The organism is Paenibacillus germinis, assembly GCF_013141785.1.
Classification (GTDB): domain Bacteria; phylum Bacillota; class Bacilli; order Paenibacillales; family NBRC-103111; genus Paenibacillus_E; species Paenibacillus_E phytorum.
Window position 1 is genome coordinate 20,698 of record NZ_WHOC01000080.1, and the last position, 16,321, is coordinate 37,018.

Annotated in this window: 12 protein-coding genes; 5 read left to right on the plus strand and 7 right to left on the minus strand. The window is 42.5% G+C overall.

What is annotated here, in order from left to right:
• Positions 1 to 75: 75 nt before the first annotated feature.
• From GC102_RS16225 to GC102_RS16240, 4 genes are all read right to left on the minus strand, one after another.
• Complete coding sequence (locus GC102_RS16225) at positions 76 to 1,959, minus strand: ABC transporter permease (protein WP_171690485.1); 1,884 nt, start codon at positions 1,957 to 1,959, stop codon at positions 76 to 78.
• Complete coding sequence (locus GC102_RS16230) at positions 1,934 to 2,698, minus strand: ABC transporter ATP-binding protein (protein ID WP_171690486.1); 765 nt, start codon at positions 2,696 to 2,698, stop codon at positions 1,934 to 1,936. The genes GC102_RS16225 and GC102_RS16230 overlap by 26 nt, the downstream gene beginning before the upstream one ends.
• 92 nt (positions 2,699 to 2,790) lie before the next feature.
• Positions 2,791 to 3,792, minus strand: a complete 1,002-nt coding sequence (locus tag GC102_RS16235) for a sensor histidine kinase (protein WP_171690487.1) — start codon at positions 3,790 to 3,792, stop codon at positions 2,791 to 2,793.
• Positions 3,789 to 4,496, minus strand: a complete 708-nt coding sequence (locus GC102_RS16240) for a response regulator transcription factor (protein WP_171690488.1) — start codon at positions 4,494 to 4,496, stop codon at positions 3,789 to 3,791. Before GC102_RS16240 ends, GC102_RS16235 begins: the two co-directional genes overlap by 4 nt.
• A gap of 98 nt (positions 4,497 to 4,594) precedes the next feature.
• On the opposite strand from GC102_RS16240, the gene GC102_RS16245 reads away from it, so the two are divergent.
• From GC102_RS16245 to GC102_RS16255, 3 genes are all read left to right on the plus strand, one after another.
• Positions 4,595 to 5,149 (plus strand): DUF3231 family protein, encoded by a 555-nt coding sequence (locus GC102_RS16245; RefSeq protein ID WP_171690489.1) that lies wholly within the window; start codon positions 4,595 to 4,597, stop codon positions 5,147 to 5,149.
• A 337-nt stretch (positions 5,150 to 5,486) separates the two neighbouring features.
• On the plus strand, positions 5,487 to 6,689 hold the full coding sequence (locus tag GC102_RS16250; RefSeq protein WP_171690490.1) for a quaternary amine ABC transporter ATP-binding protein: 1,203 nt from the start codon (positions 5,487 to 5,489) through the stop codon (positions 6,687 to 6,689).
• Positions 6,689 to 8,428, plus strand: coding sequence for a glycine betaine ABC transporter substrate-binding protein (locus GC102_RS16255; RefSeq protein WP_171690491.1), 1,740 nt, complete (start codon positions 6,689 to 6,691; stop codon positions 8,426 to 8,428). The genes GC102_RS16250 and GC102_RS16255 overlap by 1 nt, the downstream gene beginning before the upstream one ends.
• Before the next feature lie 90 nt (positions 8,429 to 8,518).
• Here the strand turns inward: GC102_RS16255 and GC102_RS16260 are convergent, their stop codons facing one another.
• Entirely contained in the window at positions 8,519 to 10,942 is a 2,424-nt protein-coding gene (locus GC102_RS16260; RefSeq protein WP_246320953.1) for a bifunctional diguanylate cyclase/phosphodiesterase, read from the minus strand.
• A 506-nt stretch (positions 10,943 to 11,448) separates the two neighbouring features.
• The gene (locus tag GC102_RS16265) at positions 11,449 to 12,465 is read right to left on the minus strand and encodes an SDR family oxidoreductase (protein WP_171690492.1); all 1,017 of its coding nucleotides are present in this window, start codon (positions 12,463 to 12,465) and stop codon (positions 11,449 to 11,451) included.
• Between the two features lie 301 nt (positions 12,466 to 12,766).
• Here GC102_RS16265 and GC102_RS16270 point away from each other — a divergent pair, with 301 nt between their 5' ends.
• Positions 12,767 to 13,846 (plus strand): serine hydrolase domain-containing protein, encoded by a 1,080-nt coding sequence (locus GC102_RS16270; protein WP_171690493.1) that lies wholly within the window; start codon positions 12,767 to 12,769, stop codon positions 13,844 to 13,846.
• A gap of 13 nt (positions 13,847 to 13,859) precedes the next feature.
• Complete coding sequence (locus GC102_RS16275) at positions 13,860 to 14,645, plus strand: YhfC family intramembrane metalloprotease (RefSeq protein ID WP_171690494.1); 786 nt, start codon at positions 13,860 to 13,862, stop codon at positions 14,643 to 14,645.
• A 95-nt stretch (positions 14,646 to 14,740) separates the two neighbouring features.
• Here GC102_RS16275 and GC102_RS16280 read toward each other — a convergent pair whose 3' ends face one another.
• A complete protein-coding gene (locus GC102_RS16280; protein WP_246320954.1) occupies positions 14,741 to 16,261 on the minus strand; it encodes an ABC transporter permease in 1,521 nt (506 codons plus the stop codon).
• Between the last annotated feature and the right edge of the window lie 60 nt (positions 16,262 to 16,321).

A 16,321-nucleotide genomic window follows, 5' to 3' on the forward strand; every position in this document is an offset into this window, starting at 1 on the left:
ATGACCCCTCATTTGCATAAAAGCTTAGCCATCATTTATGCTGCAGTTCACCCTGCACGCAAATGATGGCTAATTTTAAATTGCAGCTTTAATTTGTCTCGTATAGAAAAAGCGAACGATGAAAAAGTAGACGACTTGTATAGCGGCAAAGACGCACAGTACAATGGCGGATTCTGTAAACAAATTATAGTTAAACATATGGGATAATGCCGTCAGTGCCACGGCCCCGTGGACAAGCGCCACAACAATCGGAGCGAAGAAAAGAATCGCTGTTTGCCTGTTAAGCACTTTTTTCAATTCGTTTTCAGTCAAACCCATTTTGGCTATGGCTTTAAATTTTTGTTTGTCGTCGTCTAAATCTGTATAGAGGCGGAAATATAGAAAACTCCCAGCCGAGACGAAAAAGACAATTCCAATAAACAATCCAATGAACAACACCGGTCCATAGGTTCTATTTAAATCATATACTTCGAAATCAACAGCAAACAGTTCATGCCTTCCAACCTGTTTGGTTAAAATCTCTCCTGCTTGAATAATGGCCTGCTGCTGGCTTCCTTTCGCCTGCCATACATGAAACCTTCGTTGTTCAGTCGAATTTGGAAGCTGCTCATAGGCACCATCGTTGACGACATAATAATCACTAAATTCCGTAAATACTCTTGAACTGATAATGATATTAGGCTGTATGGTTATGCCTGATTGCAGCTTAATAGGCTGCTTCAACTGTTTATCATCACGGTTATTCACGAATCTTTCAGTATGAACGACTGCCGACTGCCCGTCTTGCAGATTGATTTTACCCGCTCCAATTATGCTTGCAAAGCGATTATAATCAGATTGCTTTGCGATCAATGTAGGCGTCTTTTGATCATTTACTCGAAAGTAACTGAGTATGGCTTGAGCCTTCACGGTCTCGATTTGCTTGCTGCCTAACTGTTCATCGATTAATGCAATATCCTTCTCTTCTTTATCCTTACTTTTGTCCTTGTCTGCCGTATAGGTTAATGTGTAGGGATTTTGTGATTTCGTTGAACCTGTAGTTAACGATTGAAATCCATAAAGTGACCCAATGGCGCTGAATGCTACGGTCGAAATGATGGCAACCATGAAAAATGTCCGCGCATTATCCTTCATTCGAAACGAAAGATCAGCAAATAGAAGCATATTTGTTCTTCGCCAGAAGATGGACTCCCTGTTCTTAAGACTGCGAATCACGTAAACACTTAATTGGGTAAACAACAGATAGGTGCCTATGATCACCACAATAATAACTGGCAGCATGACCATGAAAACAAGTGATCCTTTCGCGATCAAAGCAGTGAAGTACCCGATCCCTAGCAATGCAATGGCTGTTATGGTTAAAAAAACAGATGCCTTTGGTTCTCCTTTGGACTTCTTATCTCCTTTAATCAAGTTGATTAACTTTCCGCTGCGCAGGACAAAAGAAACAACAAAAGAAATGAACAGAAATAAAATGGTAAAGGAAGCAAATGTTAAGATAATGGCCTTCAACGGCATATAGAAGTCCAGCTCGGTTCCGATAATCAGAACGTTTTCAGCTGTTAGCAAGATTCCTTTTGCAAAAACTAATCCTAGACCAATGCCCCCTAGTGTTGCGAAAAATCCGATTAACATGTTTTCACAAAATACCATCGAACGGATTTGTCTGGTGGACATGCCTAGCATCATCAATAACCCAAATTCTTTCTTGCGAGACTGCAAAAAAGAGCTCATCGAATACAAAACGAAGAAAAAGGAAAAGACATAAATGATTCCTGAAGCTATATTAAGACCAAAGGTTGCTTTGCCATTCACAGCTCCTCCGTTCAGCGCCGGATGGAAAGCAAAAATAGCAAAAGTGAAAAATACCATCACCATGAACATACTGCTTAGAAAATAGGCCGCATACAGTCTTTTATTGCGTGTGACGTTATTAAACGCGAATTGACGAAAGGTCATTTGCGTTACCTCCCAATAAAGAGAGTGTATCGATAATCTTCTGGAAGAAGACCTGACGATTATCGCTGCGATGAATTTCCGAATAAAACCTGCCATCTCGGATGAAGACGACTCTGTTGCAATAACTCGCTGCTTGAGGGTCATGCGTTACGAGCATCATCGTTGTTTGATCTGTTTGATTGATGGATTCAAGCATTTCCATAACATCCTTCGATGCTTTTGAATCCAGATTTCCAGTCGGTTCATCTGCAAGCAATAGCTTAGGCGTATGAATCATCGCCCTGGCAACGGCCGCTCTCTGCGCCTGTCCACCAGATATCTCGTACGTGCGCTTTTTCATAATATCTGTAATCCCAAGTTTCTTGGCAATTTCATTTGCTTTTTGCTTCATCTCGCTGACTTTTTTCCCGTCCAATGTCAAAGGCAGAACGATGTTTTCTTCAACGGTTAACGTGTGTAGGAGATTAAAGTCTTGAAACACAAATCCCAGCTCACGTCGGCGGAATTTAGCTAAGTCGTTTTTACTTAGATGATGTGGATTATGGCCAGCAATTAAGATCTCGCCAGTTGTCGGTTCGTCTATGGTTGCGATCATATTAAGCAAAGTTGTTTTCCCGCTTCCAGACGGACCCATAATGCCAACAAATTCACCTGATTCAATGGTTAAATCTATATCCGATAAAGCGCGGTAGGCGATCTTCCCCTCATAGATTTTACTTGCTTGCTTCACTTTCAGCATCACGAAAGCCCCTTTCAAATAGTCATCATTCGATCTGTGATTAGTGTACCGCTATCGACCGAATCCAACTATTGATTCTCCTTTCACTTTCCTTACACGGATGTAAGGTTTTGCGATGACGCGAAAATAATTCGAAAGGTTGTACCTTCGTAAACTTCCGAATCAAGTTCTATGCGATGTCCCAGATGTTCGGCTGCCTCCTTCGTTAAATAAAGACCCATTCCGGTCGATTCTCTGAATTTACGCCCATTTTCCCCTGTGTAAAAAGGGTTGAAAATACGGGTTTTATCGGTATCCGGGATGCCCACTCCGAAGTCAGTTACCTCTAGTATCGCTTCTTTATCTTTCTCATATAGGGAAATGATCAATTTTTTGCTTTTTCCTGCTGAATACTTCACCGCATTATTAACAAGTTGTGAAAGCATAAAAAACAGCCATTTTTCATCCGTCTCTACGACGATTCCTTCCTTTATCTCTTGCAGTTGAGGATAAACCTGATTACGGATATAGAACCGTTTATTTTCCTGATTCACTTCATTCACGATTTTGGACAGAACGACAGGTTTGACATGAAAATCCTGCTCAATGGTTCGAAGGCGCGCCATGTACAGAATCGTATTTAACCCCGTCTTCATTCGCTCCGTCTCTTCGCGGATATAGGAAGATTCCGGTTCATCCAAATTTCGAGCAGTGAGTTCGATGACGGACAGAGGTGTTTTCATCTGGTGTACCCATTGGTCCATAAACTTCAGATGCTCCTCTTGTCGATGCTCAGCCGTTTTGATTTGTTGCTGGTAATGCTTATACTGATTTCTCAACAGCTTATTAAAAGCTTCCGACACAGGGGTTTGCTCCGTTTTCTGGAAGGAATCATCCAGTGACTCCAGCGGGTTGCTGAGACGTTGATAGAAACTGCGACGGCTAAAGTATTGATATAACAGATAGCATCCAAGAAAGAAGAATCCGAGGAAAATGGCATAAAGACCCGGTGCCGTATTGCGATATCCATCAAGCCAGTAAATGCCTAGAATCGTGATAAATTGAATGATCTGCAAGACCACCAATAGAGAATGCTCTTTGATAAATAACTTCATTGATCTCCCGCCTTCGTCCATGTAACGTTTAGACGATATCCGGCGCCCCTAACCGTTTCCACCGCATCCTCTATGCCTAGCTCATTAAATTTTTTCCTGACGCGTGTAATGTTTACATTGAGCGTATTTTCATCTACGTACGATTGATCGTCCCATAGCTTTTCAAGTAAATCTTCACGACCAGATACGCGCGGATAGCGCTCCATCAGACTTTCGATGATGTCGGCTTCTTTTTTCGTCAGTGAAGCAGCTTTTGTACCGAATAGGAATTCCAGCCGTTCTGGATAAAGCTTAAGTCCGTCTCTTTCCAATACTCGCTCGCCAACCTTCACCGCGTATTCCCCGTAAGCACGCCGAAGATGACTGCGAATTTTCGCTAAGACAATTTCAGAATGAAACGGCTTCGTAATAAAATCATCCCCGCCATTTTCCAGCGCCATGACCTGATCCATTTCACCTGTTCGCGCTGATATAAATAGGACAGGACATATCGATTGCGTACGAATCTGCCGGCACCAATAATACCCGTCATAGCTGGGTAGATTGACATCGAGAAGCACAAGATCCGGCTTGTTTTTATGAAAGTCATCCATTACATGATCAAAATCAGTTACTGATGTTACATTATAGCCGTATTTTTTTATGTAAGACTGCAAGAGTTCAGCAATTTTAGGATCGTCTTCTACTATCATAATGGTTTGCATATCAGTCTCTCCTTCCGATTGGCACACTTTTAGTATGAATAAAAAAGATTGCCAAGTAAACAATATCCAAATAAATGACAATATTAGGAGGAATCATCATGGTTGGCATATTGGAAGCAGCAATTACTACAATTAAATCTTTGACAGATGAAGAAAAACCCCACCCTCTTCATGTAGGTGAGGTGATGGCTTGTTGGATTTACTTAGCAGGTCTTGAAGTAGCCAAAGTAACTGTTCAAGCGGGTATAAACACCACCAATGATGAAGATCTAAGAGCAGTGCTCAAGGAAGATTTGGAACTCAACCATGGTCAACGGGAACGTCTCTATGATTTCATGCTCAAGGAAGGAATAACTTTACCGCCTGCTCATGAAGATATGCCTCAATCAGATACTAACAGTATTCCGCTTGGTGTTAAATTGACGGATGAAGTACTTGCCAACGAATTATCCTTTAAAATCGTTAGTTTGATTCTCCGTGCCGCAGGTGCCAATGCAGAAGCGATCCGGACTGATTTCGGTTTAATATTTCTTCAATTCCAAGCTGAAAAAGTGATGTTGGGGGGAAAATTAAAACAATTAATGGTTAAACGCGGTTGGATTAAAGTACCGCCGTTTTTCATTCCACCCGGCTCCCAACAAACTTCAACTTAAAACTTTATGGGGCCACCTTTAAGTCTTAAACTCTTAGGAAAGCCCCTTTTCAAAAAATTCAGAACTCCGTTTTCCCAATCCACCTCACATTTGTGAGAATGAATAACCCCGATACTCTACGGTTCATCAAAGATTCCCACCACACCTGCATATAACTCGCCTGTTTCGCCTGTCCAAGAATCCCGACATCAAACAATATCGCACTTCTTCTCCCTCTTAGGAGCTCGTGTTTCAATTCCCGCTATTATGTTTATATTATTACTACGGCTTTTTTGATCGGAGAGGAAATTTCTGATTTAAGGATAGTCTGATTTCAACTAAACAACAGGAGGTAGCTATGCATATTGTTGAAGTCAATAATTTGACGAAGGTATTCGGACAAGATCCCAAGAAGGCCCTTTTACTTCTTGATAAAGGATGGTCCAAAAAGAGAATATACGAAGAAACGAAGCATACCGTTGGTGTAAATAAGGTCAATTTAACCATACAGGCGGGCGAAATCTTCGTGATTATGGGATTGTCCGGAAGCGGCAAGTCTACGCTGGTCCGTCTATTGAATCGTCTGATTGAACCCACCTCTGGAACCATTCTCATTGATGGTGAGAACATTGTATCGATGAACCATGAGCAGCTTCGCCAAGTTAGGCGCAGTAAGATCAGCATGGTTTTCCAGAAATTCGCCTTGTTTCCGCATAAAACAATCATTGAGAATGTGGAGTTTGGACTGGAGATTCAAGGCGGTTCCAAGCAGGCCAATCGGCAAAAAGCGCTGGAATCTTTAGAGCTTGTCGGTTTAAAAGGATTGGAAGACAGCCATCCCGACCAGCTGAGCGGAGGCATGCAGCAGCGGGTTGGACTAGCACGTGCTTTAGCGAACGATCCTGATGTTCTGCTTATGGACGAGGCATTCAGCGCACTGGATCCTTTAATTCGTAAGGATATGCAGGATGAACTGCTGGAGCTCCAGGATAAAATGAAAAAAACAATTATTTTCATTACACATGATTTGGATGAAGCCTTGCGAATTGGCGACAGAATCGCTCTTATGCGGGAGGGCTCCGTTGTCCAAATTGGGACACCCGAAGAAATTTTAATGAATCCAGCAAATAAGTACGTGGAACGATTCGTAGAAGATGTCGATCTGTCCAAAGTGTTAACGGCTGCACATGTGATGCGCAGGCCAGAAACGATCACTTTGGAGAGGGGACCAAGGGTCGCCTTACAATTGATGCAGGATAATGGGATTTCGAACCTGTATGTCGTGGATAAAGCCAAAAGGCTCATTGGCGCCATTACAGCAGAAGATGCCGTTATGGCTGTTAAAGGTAATAAAACGATTGGAGATATCGTCATTCGTGATGTGCCTACAGTCCCGCCTGACATCCATTTGAATGAATGCTTCGAGCTTATTAGCATTGCCAAAATTCCGGTTACTGTGGTCGACGAAAAAGGCCGTTTACTTGGCATTATAGTTCGTGGCGCAGTCCTAGCTGCCATCGCAGGCACCCATGATACTACTGACAAGAAGGTGAACCTCTAATGTTCACGAAAATTCCTTTGGACCGCTGGGTCGAATCCATCATCAGTTGGTTCAATACCAACTTTGCCTTCCTGTTTGATTTCTTCTCATCCATCATTAGTGGGATCGTAGGCGGATTTACTTTCCTATTTCATGCCTTCCCCGCTATCGTTGTTATCGTAGTTCTAACGCTCCTTGCTTACTATTTCGGCAAGTGGCGGCTGGCACTATTTACAGTGCTCGGATTGCTGCTTATCCTTAATCTCGGATACTGGGAATCCACAATGGACACATTGGCATTGGTATTAACCTCCGCCCTTATTTCCATCGTTCTTGGACTGCCACTCGGGATTTGGTGTGCCAGAAACCGCTCGGTGCGGAGTACGCTGACCCCCATGCTGGATTTCATGCAGACAATGCCGGCGTTTGTATACCTCATTCCTGCGGTTACTTTCTTCGGTCTTGGCGTGGTTCCAGGCGTTATCGCCTCGGTTATTTTCTCTATCCCGCCGACCATTCGCTTAACGAACCTTGGTATCCTGCAGGTACCTGCCGATTTAGTGGAAGCTGCAGATGCATTCGGGTCAACCCCGGCTCAGAAGCTTTTCAAAGTACAGTTTCCATTGGCCCTGCCGACCATATTAGCCGGGATCAACCAGACCATTATGCTGTCTCTGTCGATGGTGGTCATTGCTTCAATGATCGGAGCACAGGGTGTCGGAGCGGACGTATACCGGGCTGTGACTCAATTGAAGACAGGACAGGGATTTGAAGCAGGACTTGCTGTTGTCGTTTTGGCTATCCTACTAGACCGATTAACACAGAGCGTCATTGGAAAGAAAAGAAAAGGGAAAAAGTCTTTCACATTAAAGAAGCCGCTGGTAATCGCGGCCGTAGCCGCTTTCTGTATCGTTGCTATCTTTATAGGAATAGGGAAGAAATCTCCTGTTTCGACGAGTACTTTTGTCGGAGACCAAGTGGCTTATAGTATTGTAGGTATTGACCCCGGTTCTGGCTTAATGAATGCTTCTGAAAAAGCGCTTAAGGCTTATAATCTTACCTCATGGAAGCTAATTGAAGGGTCCAGTACAGCTATGACCATTGCCTTGGACAGAGCGTATAAGGAAGGGAAGCCCATTATTGTGACCGGCTGGACACCGCATTGGATGTTTTCTAAGTATGATCTGAAATATTTGGAAGATCCGAAAAAGGTATTTGGCGGAGATGAGGAAATTCATACGATTGTACGTCTCCGATTGAAAACCGATCAACCTTCGGCCTATCAATTCCTCGATAAATTTCAGTGGACACCTGCCGATATGGAAAAGGTGATGGCGAACATCCAAGATGGCCAGAAGCCGGAGGAATCCGCTGCCCAGTGGGTGGAGACTAACCCGGATAAGGTGAATGCGTGGATTAGCGGTATTCCCAAGGTGGAAGCGAAGAAATTAAAGCTTGCCTATGTAGCATGGGATTCTGAAATTGCCAGTACAAATGTGGTTAAATACGTGCTGGAGAGCAAGCTAGGATACCAAGTAGATATGCTTCAGGTTGAAGCTGGACCCATGTGGGCCGGCATCGCTAGCGGTGACGCTGACGCCATGGTGGCAGCTTGGCTGCCAACCACGCATAAAGAATATTATGAGAAGTTTAAAGGTAAATTCGAGGACTTGGGACCCAACCTAGTAGGAACCAAGCTCGGTCTAGTCGTTCCGAAATATATGACCATTACTTCCATTGAGGATCTGGTTAAAAAATAACGGAGGCGGCATGCACAAAAAGACTGGATAAGTATATACTTGTCCAGTCTTTTTTGTATGAGGGTAACCTTCTCAAGGGGGCGTCTACTATTACAAACGGTTCTTTAAGAAAATGGAGAGTTCTTCACCGGATACTGGCCGGCTAAAAAAGTAGCCTTGCGCTTCGTTACATTGTCTCTGTTGAAGGAAATGTAACTGCTCCTGCGTTTCAACGCCTTCCGCAATCACTTTTAAATCCAGATTGTGTGCCATAGCGATTATGGTATGAACAAGTGCTGCATCCTTTGAATCCTCAAAAATATTACTTGTAAAAGAGCGATCGATTTTTAAACTGTCGATTGGGAAAAGTTTCAAATAACTTAAAGAAGAATATCCTGTTCCAAAATCGTCAATGGATAGATGAATACCCATGGCTTTTAGTTTTTGCATCGTAGTAATAGCATACTTCGAATCTTGGATGATGCTTTCCGTCAGTTCAAGCTCAAGATATTGAGGGTCAAGTTCCGTTTCTTTTAAAGTTTTACTTACCATCTCAACTAAATTATTTTGTTGAAATTGACGTGAAGATATATTTACAGCGATACGTAAAGGAGGATAGCCTGTATCTTGCCAAATTTTATTTTGGTGGCATGCCTCATAAAGCACCCATTCGCCTATTGGGATGATCAATCCGGTTTCTTCGGCTAAAGGGATAAACTCTTCGGGAGAGATATTTCCCCACTCTGGATGCTGCCAACGGATCAGAGCTTCTACACCAATCACTTTACCGGAAATGACATCAATCTGCGGTTGATAGTAAACCTTAAACTCACCGCGTTCCAAACCTTTGCGCAGTCCCATCTCTAACTTCATTTTTTGGGACACCGCTTCATTCATATCCGGTGTATAAAACTGAAAATTATTTTTTCCTTGCTCCTTTACACGGTACATGGCTGTATCCGCATTCTTGATCAAGGTCTCTATATCCCTGCCATCGGATGGATACAAGCTAATCCCAATCGATGGGGTTACAAACATCTCGTGTTCACTTAACACAACCGATTTCGTGAATAAATGAACTATATTTTGGGCTTTTTTCGTAATCTCATCAGAAGTCGTATTAGGGAGAAGCACAATAAACTCATCTCCACCTTGGCGTGAAACTGTATCCATTTTACCCATGCAGTCTCGAAGTCGCTTGGCGACCTCAATCAATAAACGATCACCCATGGCATGTCCTAACGTGTCGTTAATATATTTGAATCGATCCAAATCGATAAACATTATCCCTATGATCTGTTTATTTTCACTTGTCTGATCCAACGCTTGCGTGAGGCGATCATTTAGTAATCGTCGATTCGGTAGTCCCGTCAAAGGATCAAGATATACCATTTGATTGATTTTTTCTTCGGTTTTTTTGCGTTCCGTAATATCTCGAATGATGCTGCTGAAGTAGGTATTTCCATCCTCTACCCAATCGGCAATAGAAAGTTCGATTGGAAATTCACTTCCGTCTTCTCTCAGTCCTTGTAATTCGACGGTTTTCCCAATAACGTGAGGTTTGCCTGTGGTAAGGTAACGTTCCATTCCTTTTTGATGAGCTTCTCTGTATCGTTCAGGTATTATGATTTGTAGCTTTTTACCTAAAACATCTTTTTCTTGATACCCAAAAATGAGCTGGGCTCCGGTGTTCCATGAAATAATGGTACCCTTGCTGTCGGCTAAAATAATGGCGTCGTTAGCGGACTCGATCACGGATCGGAATTTTCTTTCTGACCCTAAAGATTGGGATTCAAAGCGGTTTTCAACAAAAGTGCTGATAAACACCAGCCCCAAAATGATCAGCATGCCAATTCCAATCGAATACGCTAGAAGTGTATTATCGAACGATGATCCCGACAAACTGATATGTTGATGATCGTGTTTGAACGTAGCTGCCGACATCCCAGTGAAATGCATGCCAGATATAGCTACCCCCATAATGAGGGCACTTCCTACTTTTCTCCACCCAAAACCCGGTTTACTCGAATTCTGTTTCGCCAAAAACAATAGAAGCAAGGCTACTAATGATACGACAACAGCAATGATGGCAGAAAGAGCCCATAGAAAACGATTGTACGTAATTGTTGCTTCCATCACCATGGCTTCCATACCGATATAATGCATAGAAACAATTCCAATCCCAATGAAAAGGGCACCCGTGATCACTTGGAATTTGCGCATAGAAGGTTGGCTTACAATATGCAGCGCTAACCCGGATGAAAAAATGGCAGGAATAATAGAAACAATGACCAGCATTACATTATAGGTGACAGGAATAGACAAATGGAAAGCAAGCATAGCTATAAAATGCATGGACCAAATGCCCATCCCCATCGCAAATGCTCCGCCAGATAACCAGATGTAACGTGCATAACCTTTCGCTTTATGTATACGAATCCCTAGATCCAATGCAGCAAACGAAGCAACTATTGCGATAATAATCGAAAGAAGGACTAGGGGGAAGTCATATGTGTTTGAAAGTGTCTCCATCATGAATATTTTAATTCTCCTTATTTGCCTCAGCAAACGACAATTTCCAATTATATTCGACTAGTTTCCTCCTATTACCTGCTTTAATAATTCCAGTATTATGGAAGAAATTATATTTATTCAACACAAAATTTAAAGAACAGGCCGGGAAAAAAGCTCTTCCGACCTGTTCTTTAAATTTTGTGTTATCACTAATGAATGCCTTCGTAATTGATTATATTCTCATCAAAGCTCGTCGCTCCGCCTGTGGTTTACATTGATCACATACACCTAGTACCTGACCACTTTCAGATGAATAAAAATGAAGACGTTTGGCTTTTTTTCGACAAAAACTGCAAGTTTGTTTATTCACCGAATTCTTTTTTTGTTTAAGTGATAGTTGAACTACTTTTTTTGTCTCAAGTTTATCTCTAGCCTTGCGTGCAAACAGGAACAAAAAAATTAGAACGCATATCAAAATAATTATTAAAAAAAACCAATACATAGCTGATCCCTACCTTTGGAATGACCTATTCAGTTATATTCTTTAAAGCAGCATCTAATGCATGGATAACCTTATCACACCAACTATCAAATTCCTTATCCTCTGTTTGATGTTCAGGATGGGCTAGAATGTATGCGATCGTTTGCCTAATTCCTTGATCAAATCGCGTGCTTGCAACAAATTCGGGAACAAGTCTTTTCAGCTTTGAATTATCAAATACGACCGAATTAGCCTTATCTCCTAGCAACCCACCCCTGTAATCCTCCTTACTGCATGCAGCCAGAAATTCAGATGAAACATGGACTGCTTTAAGTTTCACTCCTAGGGCATCCGCAATTACTTCATAAATTTGATTCCAGGTAACCGTCTCATCTGAAGTGATATGAACGGACTCACCAATCGCATGAATATTGCCCATTAGGCCAATAAAACCTTTAGCAAAATCACTATTGTGTGTCATTGTCCAGAGGGAAGTACCATCTCCATGAATAATCACGGGTTTATTCTCCAACATTCGCTTAGCAACCTGCCAGGTACCCTTACTTCCATGTACGCCAAGTGGAATCGAGCGTTCACTATAGGTGTGGCTTGGTCTTACGATCGTTATCGGAAAGCCATTCTCACGATACTGTTTCATTAAATATTCTTCACACGCAATCTTATTTCTGGAATACTCCCAATATGGGTTTGATAACGGAGTTCCCTCCGTAATTCTATAATCGGACAACGGCGTTTGATACGCAGAAGCTGAGCTAATAAACATAAATTGTTTCGTTTTACCATTAAATAAACGATAATCTCTTTCCACCTGAGACGGTTCAAATGCTATGAAATCAGCAACGACATCAAACTCCAAGTTCTCAATAATCTTAGATACATGATCTTCATCATTAATATCCGCTTTCATAATGTTTACGCCCGCTGGCAAGTCCTCGTTCCTTGTGCCTCTATTGAGAAGATAAAGCTCGCATCCTCTTTCTAACAACTGCTTGGTGATTGCAGAGCTGATCGTCCCAGTACCTCCGATAAATAGTGCTCTCATATCAAATCCACCTCCGATAGTGTTGATATCTTCCATATGATTTTACAATTCTTGTAACTCAATCATTCGACGTTGCTATTACAAAACCTCCCCTAGGTGCCTAAGCAATCCGCTTTAAAAGCATAAAGAATCATTCGTATTCACTGCTTGTAAAGCTATTGATGTATAAAGCAGCAGCGTATTATTGACGGTAAAGCAAGAAATATCCATATCGTATGAATAACTTGAATATTTTTCTAAATATAATATCATCATGATATCATTATATTGTAACGATCTGCGGCAAAAGAGGAATCGCGCGATGAACAAACAGGTTACGGCATGCTTGTCGGAAAAGCGTATTCAGCGGTGGTCGGAACGCCCCAACCATCAGTTAACAGTCGGATTGATTCACCATTCCACGCGTTCATTCTGGACTTCGGGACAGGGTAACGGAGTTGATTCATCCAAATTCCTGTATGAGATTGGCTCGATTACCAAAACAATGACCGGCCTGCTATTGGCAATCGGCGAGCAGAATGGCGTCTGGAGTCGTTCCGACCGGCTGTCTGACTTCGTTCCCGAATGGTCCTCCAGTCCATTTGCCAGAAGGACAACTTTACTTCAGCTGGCTACTCACACGTCAGGTCTACCCGAAGTACCTAAAAATATGAAAGGAACCATCATAGATCCACTGAATCCTTACGCGAATTACAAGGATGATGATTTAATCAGCGCTGTTGCATCTGAAAGTCTTAAGAAAAGCAATAAACACAGCTATTCCAATTATGGCTTTGGTCTGCTGGGTTGGCTGTTATCCAGACGATTGGACGTTAGCCTGGATGAAGCCTTGCGCGATTTGGTGTTTAAGCCTCTTGGAATGACCGATAGTGCTGTACAACTCCCGGAGGTCCAACGTAATCGTCTGCTTCCCGTCTTCAATGCAAAGGGGAAACCTGTGCCGCATTGGGATTTTAGGGATACGATGGCTGGAGCTGGGGCCGTTCGTTCGACCGTTTCGGATATGCTTCATTACATGGACGCTCATTTGAGTGACGCCGATCACCCCCTGTATGCCGCGCTTACGGAATGCAGGAAATCGCAGCACGACATTTTCCCAAGCAGGGGGATCGGCATCGGTTTTGGCTGGATGTTCTTCAGAGAGAAGGATGGTTCTACCACGCACTGGCACAATGGGGGAACGTACGGATCTAGCAGCTTTGCAACATTTAATCGAGATAAGAGGATTGGATTGGTCATTTTATCTAATAATGGCACTGATATTTGGAGTCAACTTGCACCCATGATCGGTATCCGCAAGATGTCTGTTGATACACTAGCTACCCTGCTTACAAAGGAGTTATTCAAAACCGACCTCGCTACCGGAGGATCCAAAGAATAAGGAGTGAAGCCAAATGGTGAGTCAAGGCTCTATCACAGCAATGATTGTTCAGGTTATTCTCGGAATTGTAATTTCTTTGTCTCTGCTCATTTATTATCGTAGAACGCTTAAAATTTCTTACCGTGCGGTCGGTGTCGGAATTCTTATCTTTATCGTTTTCTCGCAGTTGTTGGAGCAAGTGCTGCATGCCTATATGTTTTCAGGTAACCAAACAACGGAAGCGTGGCTGAAAAATCCATGGATGGCCGCAGTTTACGGCGGACTAGCCGCAGGTATATTTGAAAACGGAGGACGTTGGCTAGGCTTCTCGTTTCTATTAAAAAAACGCCAAGAGCGCAAAGACGGCATTGCTGTAGGGATAGGCCACGGTGGTATTGAGGTATTGATAATAAGCGTCGGTATGGGCATATTGGGGATCGTCTTAGCAACAATGATTAACGCAGGAACCTTCGAGCAAGCTTTTGGCGCCGCAGCACCGTCCGAGCAAATTGCTCTGTTCCAAGGGCTCAAAGACCGAATGATCCATACACCCCAGAGTGAATATTGGTTAGGCGCGTTCGAGCGCATCCCAGCGATATTTATCCAAATTGCACTTTCATTAACTGTTTTATACGGGATTCGGACAAGAAAGGCTGTGTACTTGCTTTATGCGGTATTGATTCATGCTCTAATTGATTTTTTTGCGGGTCTGTATCAAGCTAAGATGTTACCGTTGTGGGCAATCGAATGTATAGTTTGGGTATGGGGCCTCGGGGCAGTAATCGTGATTGTGAGGTCAAAGAAATGGTTTGCTAAATAGACCTCATCTACCCCATCCCGCTCCCTAACTATTGAATAATTCAGACCAAAAAAGCGTCAAAGACATACCCTTGTTCTTCGACGCTTCAGTTAACATTAACTATACATTCTCACTTGACGCACTCTTCCAATTACGGCCAGTATCAGCAGAATAATTGTGGCTAGCAGGTAATACTGATATACACCTCGGTCCAGTGCTTGCGGTGTTGACCCCATAAAATCCATAACATCCAACTTATTTAGGGGACCCAGATACCACATTAACATAAACACCACTTGAAACAATTTGCCATTCCCCGACCATATGCCTAAAGCTACAGCTAGTGTTGGTATAAACAATCCGCCTACGGCCATGGCCTTTAGGCTTTCCCATTCACCCGCGACAATAAAATGAATCATAGCCCCGCTGCCCGTCAAATAAGCAATAATGATTCCGGCTAGCCATAATACAATAAATTGATTTCGAACCGGATGCATGGCCGTAAAAATCAATTGATGGGTACGGTAATACGTTTCATTTGTACCCATTGCCGACCAAATCAGAACAGGCCAAACCCATGTAAAGGGCACAACATATTCTAATACGGATTCCATTGGCAATAATAAACCTAGTAAGATCATAACCAATGCTACCAAGTACCACCACAAACGTAACCCTTTGAGCATAAGACGCAGTTCCAAGGCTAATGTTTTGATATAGTTGGATTGCCCTTGTGCATTAGAATAAGGAGTTAACTTTATTTCAATGTCATTCCTATGTACAGGCTTACTGTGAGGCTTCGCATTTCCAGATTCACTAGGTTTACTTTTTTTATTTATTTTAGCCAAACGTGTTAGATCAAACCGATGAAAGAAGAATGAGGCCATTACTACAATTATTAGTGCCGCGGCTAACCAAATATAACGTGCTAAAAACATCTGTATAGTCCAATGTACACCGTTCCAATCGTATGTATGTAAATTTCCCTCCAACGGGCCAATACCAGAGACATGGCTCCCATGGTTATTAGGAATCCTCTCATTCGCCTCGCTTGACATCTTGGCCAGAATTGGTGAAATACCGAGCATATCCTGGCCTGAATGAATCGCCTTAGTCGAAAGGTTAAGCGAAACGAGCCACAATACAAAATAAATTAAATTGCCAAATCCCTTACGTAACAAAGGCACGGATTCAAAAAAGATGGCAATTGCAGCCACCAAAGCCATAGTCGGCAATGTGGAGTACATAAATGGAAGCAATAGATTCGCCAAATCAATCGTATAATCTTCCCCTCTAACCAGCTGCATGGCAAGCGCAGATACAATCGATACAGCAACAATAGACATCAAGAAAACGAAATTACTCCACATTTTACCCATGGTGTACATCCACCTAGTAATCGGAGTCGTTGCTATGATTTGTCCCACCCCAGTCTGCACATCTCGCTCTATCGCATTTTTCACTAGAAAGAACGCTGGAAGACTTAGCAGCATGGATGTTAATATAGCAATTGCACTGCCGACCCAAGCAGAGTTATAGATGCCGCGTATATCGTGTAGCGATAAGGTTAAATAACTATCATTACTTGAAGGAATGTACTTAAACACGAAAAAAATCGACACTAGCACTGTAATCAAAAAGCTATATCTTCGAACCCTTTCTAAATAATCAGCTTTCATCATGTGGAAATAAAATAC

Excerpts from the sequence above, each read along its gene's own strand:
- GC102_RS16260 (WP_246320953.1), bottom strand. The coding sequence starts at position 10,942 with ATGATGGAGACACTTTCAAACACATATGACTTCCCCCTAGTCCTTCTT.
- GC102_RS16275 (WP_171690494.1), top strand. The coding sequence starts at position 13,860 with ATGGTGAGTCAAGGCTCTATCACAGCAATGATTGTTCAGGTTATTCTC.
- GC102_RS16255 (WP_171690491.1), top strand. The coding sequence starts at position 6,689 with ATGTTCACGAAAATTCCTTTGGACCGCTGGGTCGAATCCATCATCAGT.
- GC102_RS16225 (WP_171690485.1), bottom strand. The coding sequence starts at position 1,959 with ATGACCTTTCGTCAATTCGCGTTTAATAACGTCACACGCAATAAAAGA.
- GC102_RS16270 (WP_171690493.1), top strand. The coding sequence starts at position 12,767 with ATGAACAAACAGGTTACGGCATGCTTGTCGGAAAAGCGTATTCAGCGG.
- GC102_RS16230 (WP_171690486.1), bottom strand. The coding sequence starts at position 2,698 with ATGCTGAAAGTGAAGCAAGCAAGTAAAATCTATGAGGGGAAGATCGCC.
- GC102_RS16250 (WP_171690490.1), top strand. The coding sequence starts at position 5,487 with ATGCATATTGTTGAAGTCAATAATTTGACGAAGGTATTCGGACAAGAT.
- GC102_RS16245 (WP_171690489.1), top strand. The coding sequence starts at position 4,595 with ATGGTTGGCATATTGGAAGCAGCAATTACTACAATTAAATCTTTGACA.
- GC102_RS16240 (WP_171690488.1), bottom strand. The coding sequence starts at position 4,496 with ATGCAAACCATTATGATAGTAGAAGACGATCCTAAAATTGCTGAACTC.
- GC102_RS16235 (WP_171690487.1), bottom strand. The coding sequence starts at position 3,792 with ATGAAGTTATTTATCAAAGAGCATTCTCTATTGGTGGTCTTGCAGATC.
- GC102_RS16265 (WP_171690492.1), bottom strand. The coding sequence starts at position 12,465 with ATGAGAGCACTATTTATCGGAGGTACTGGGACGATCAGCTCTGCAATC.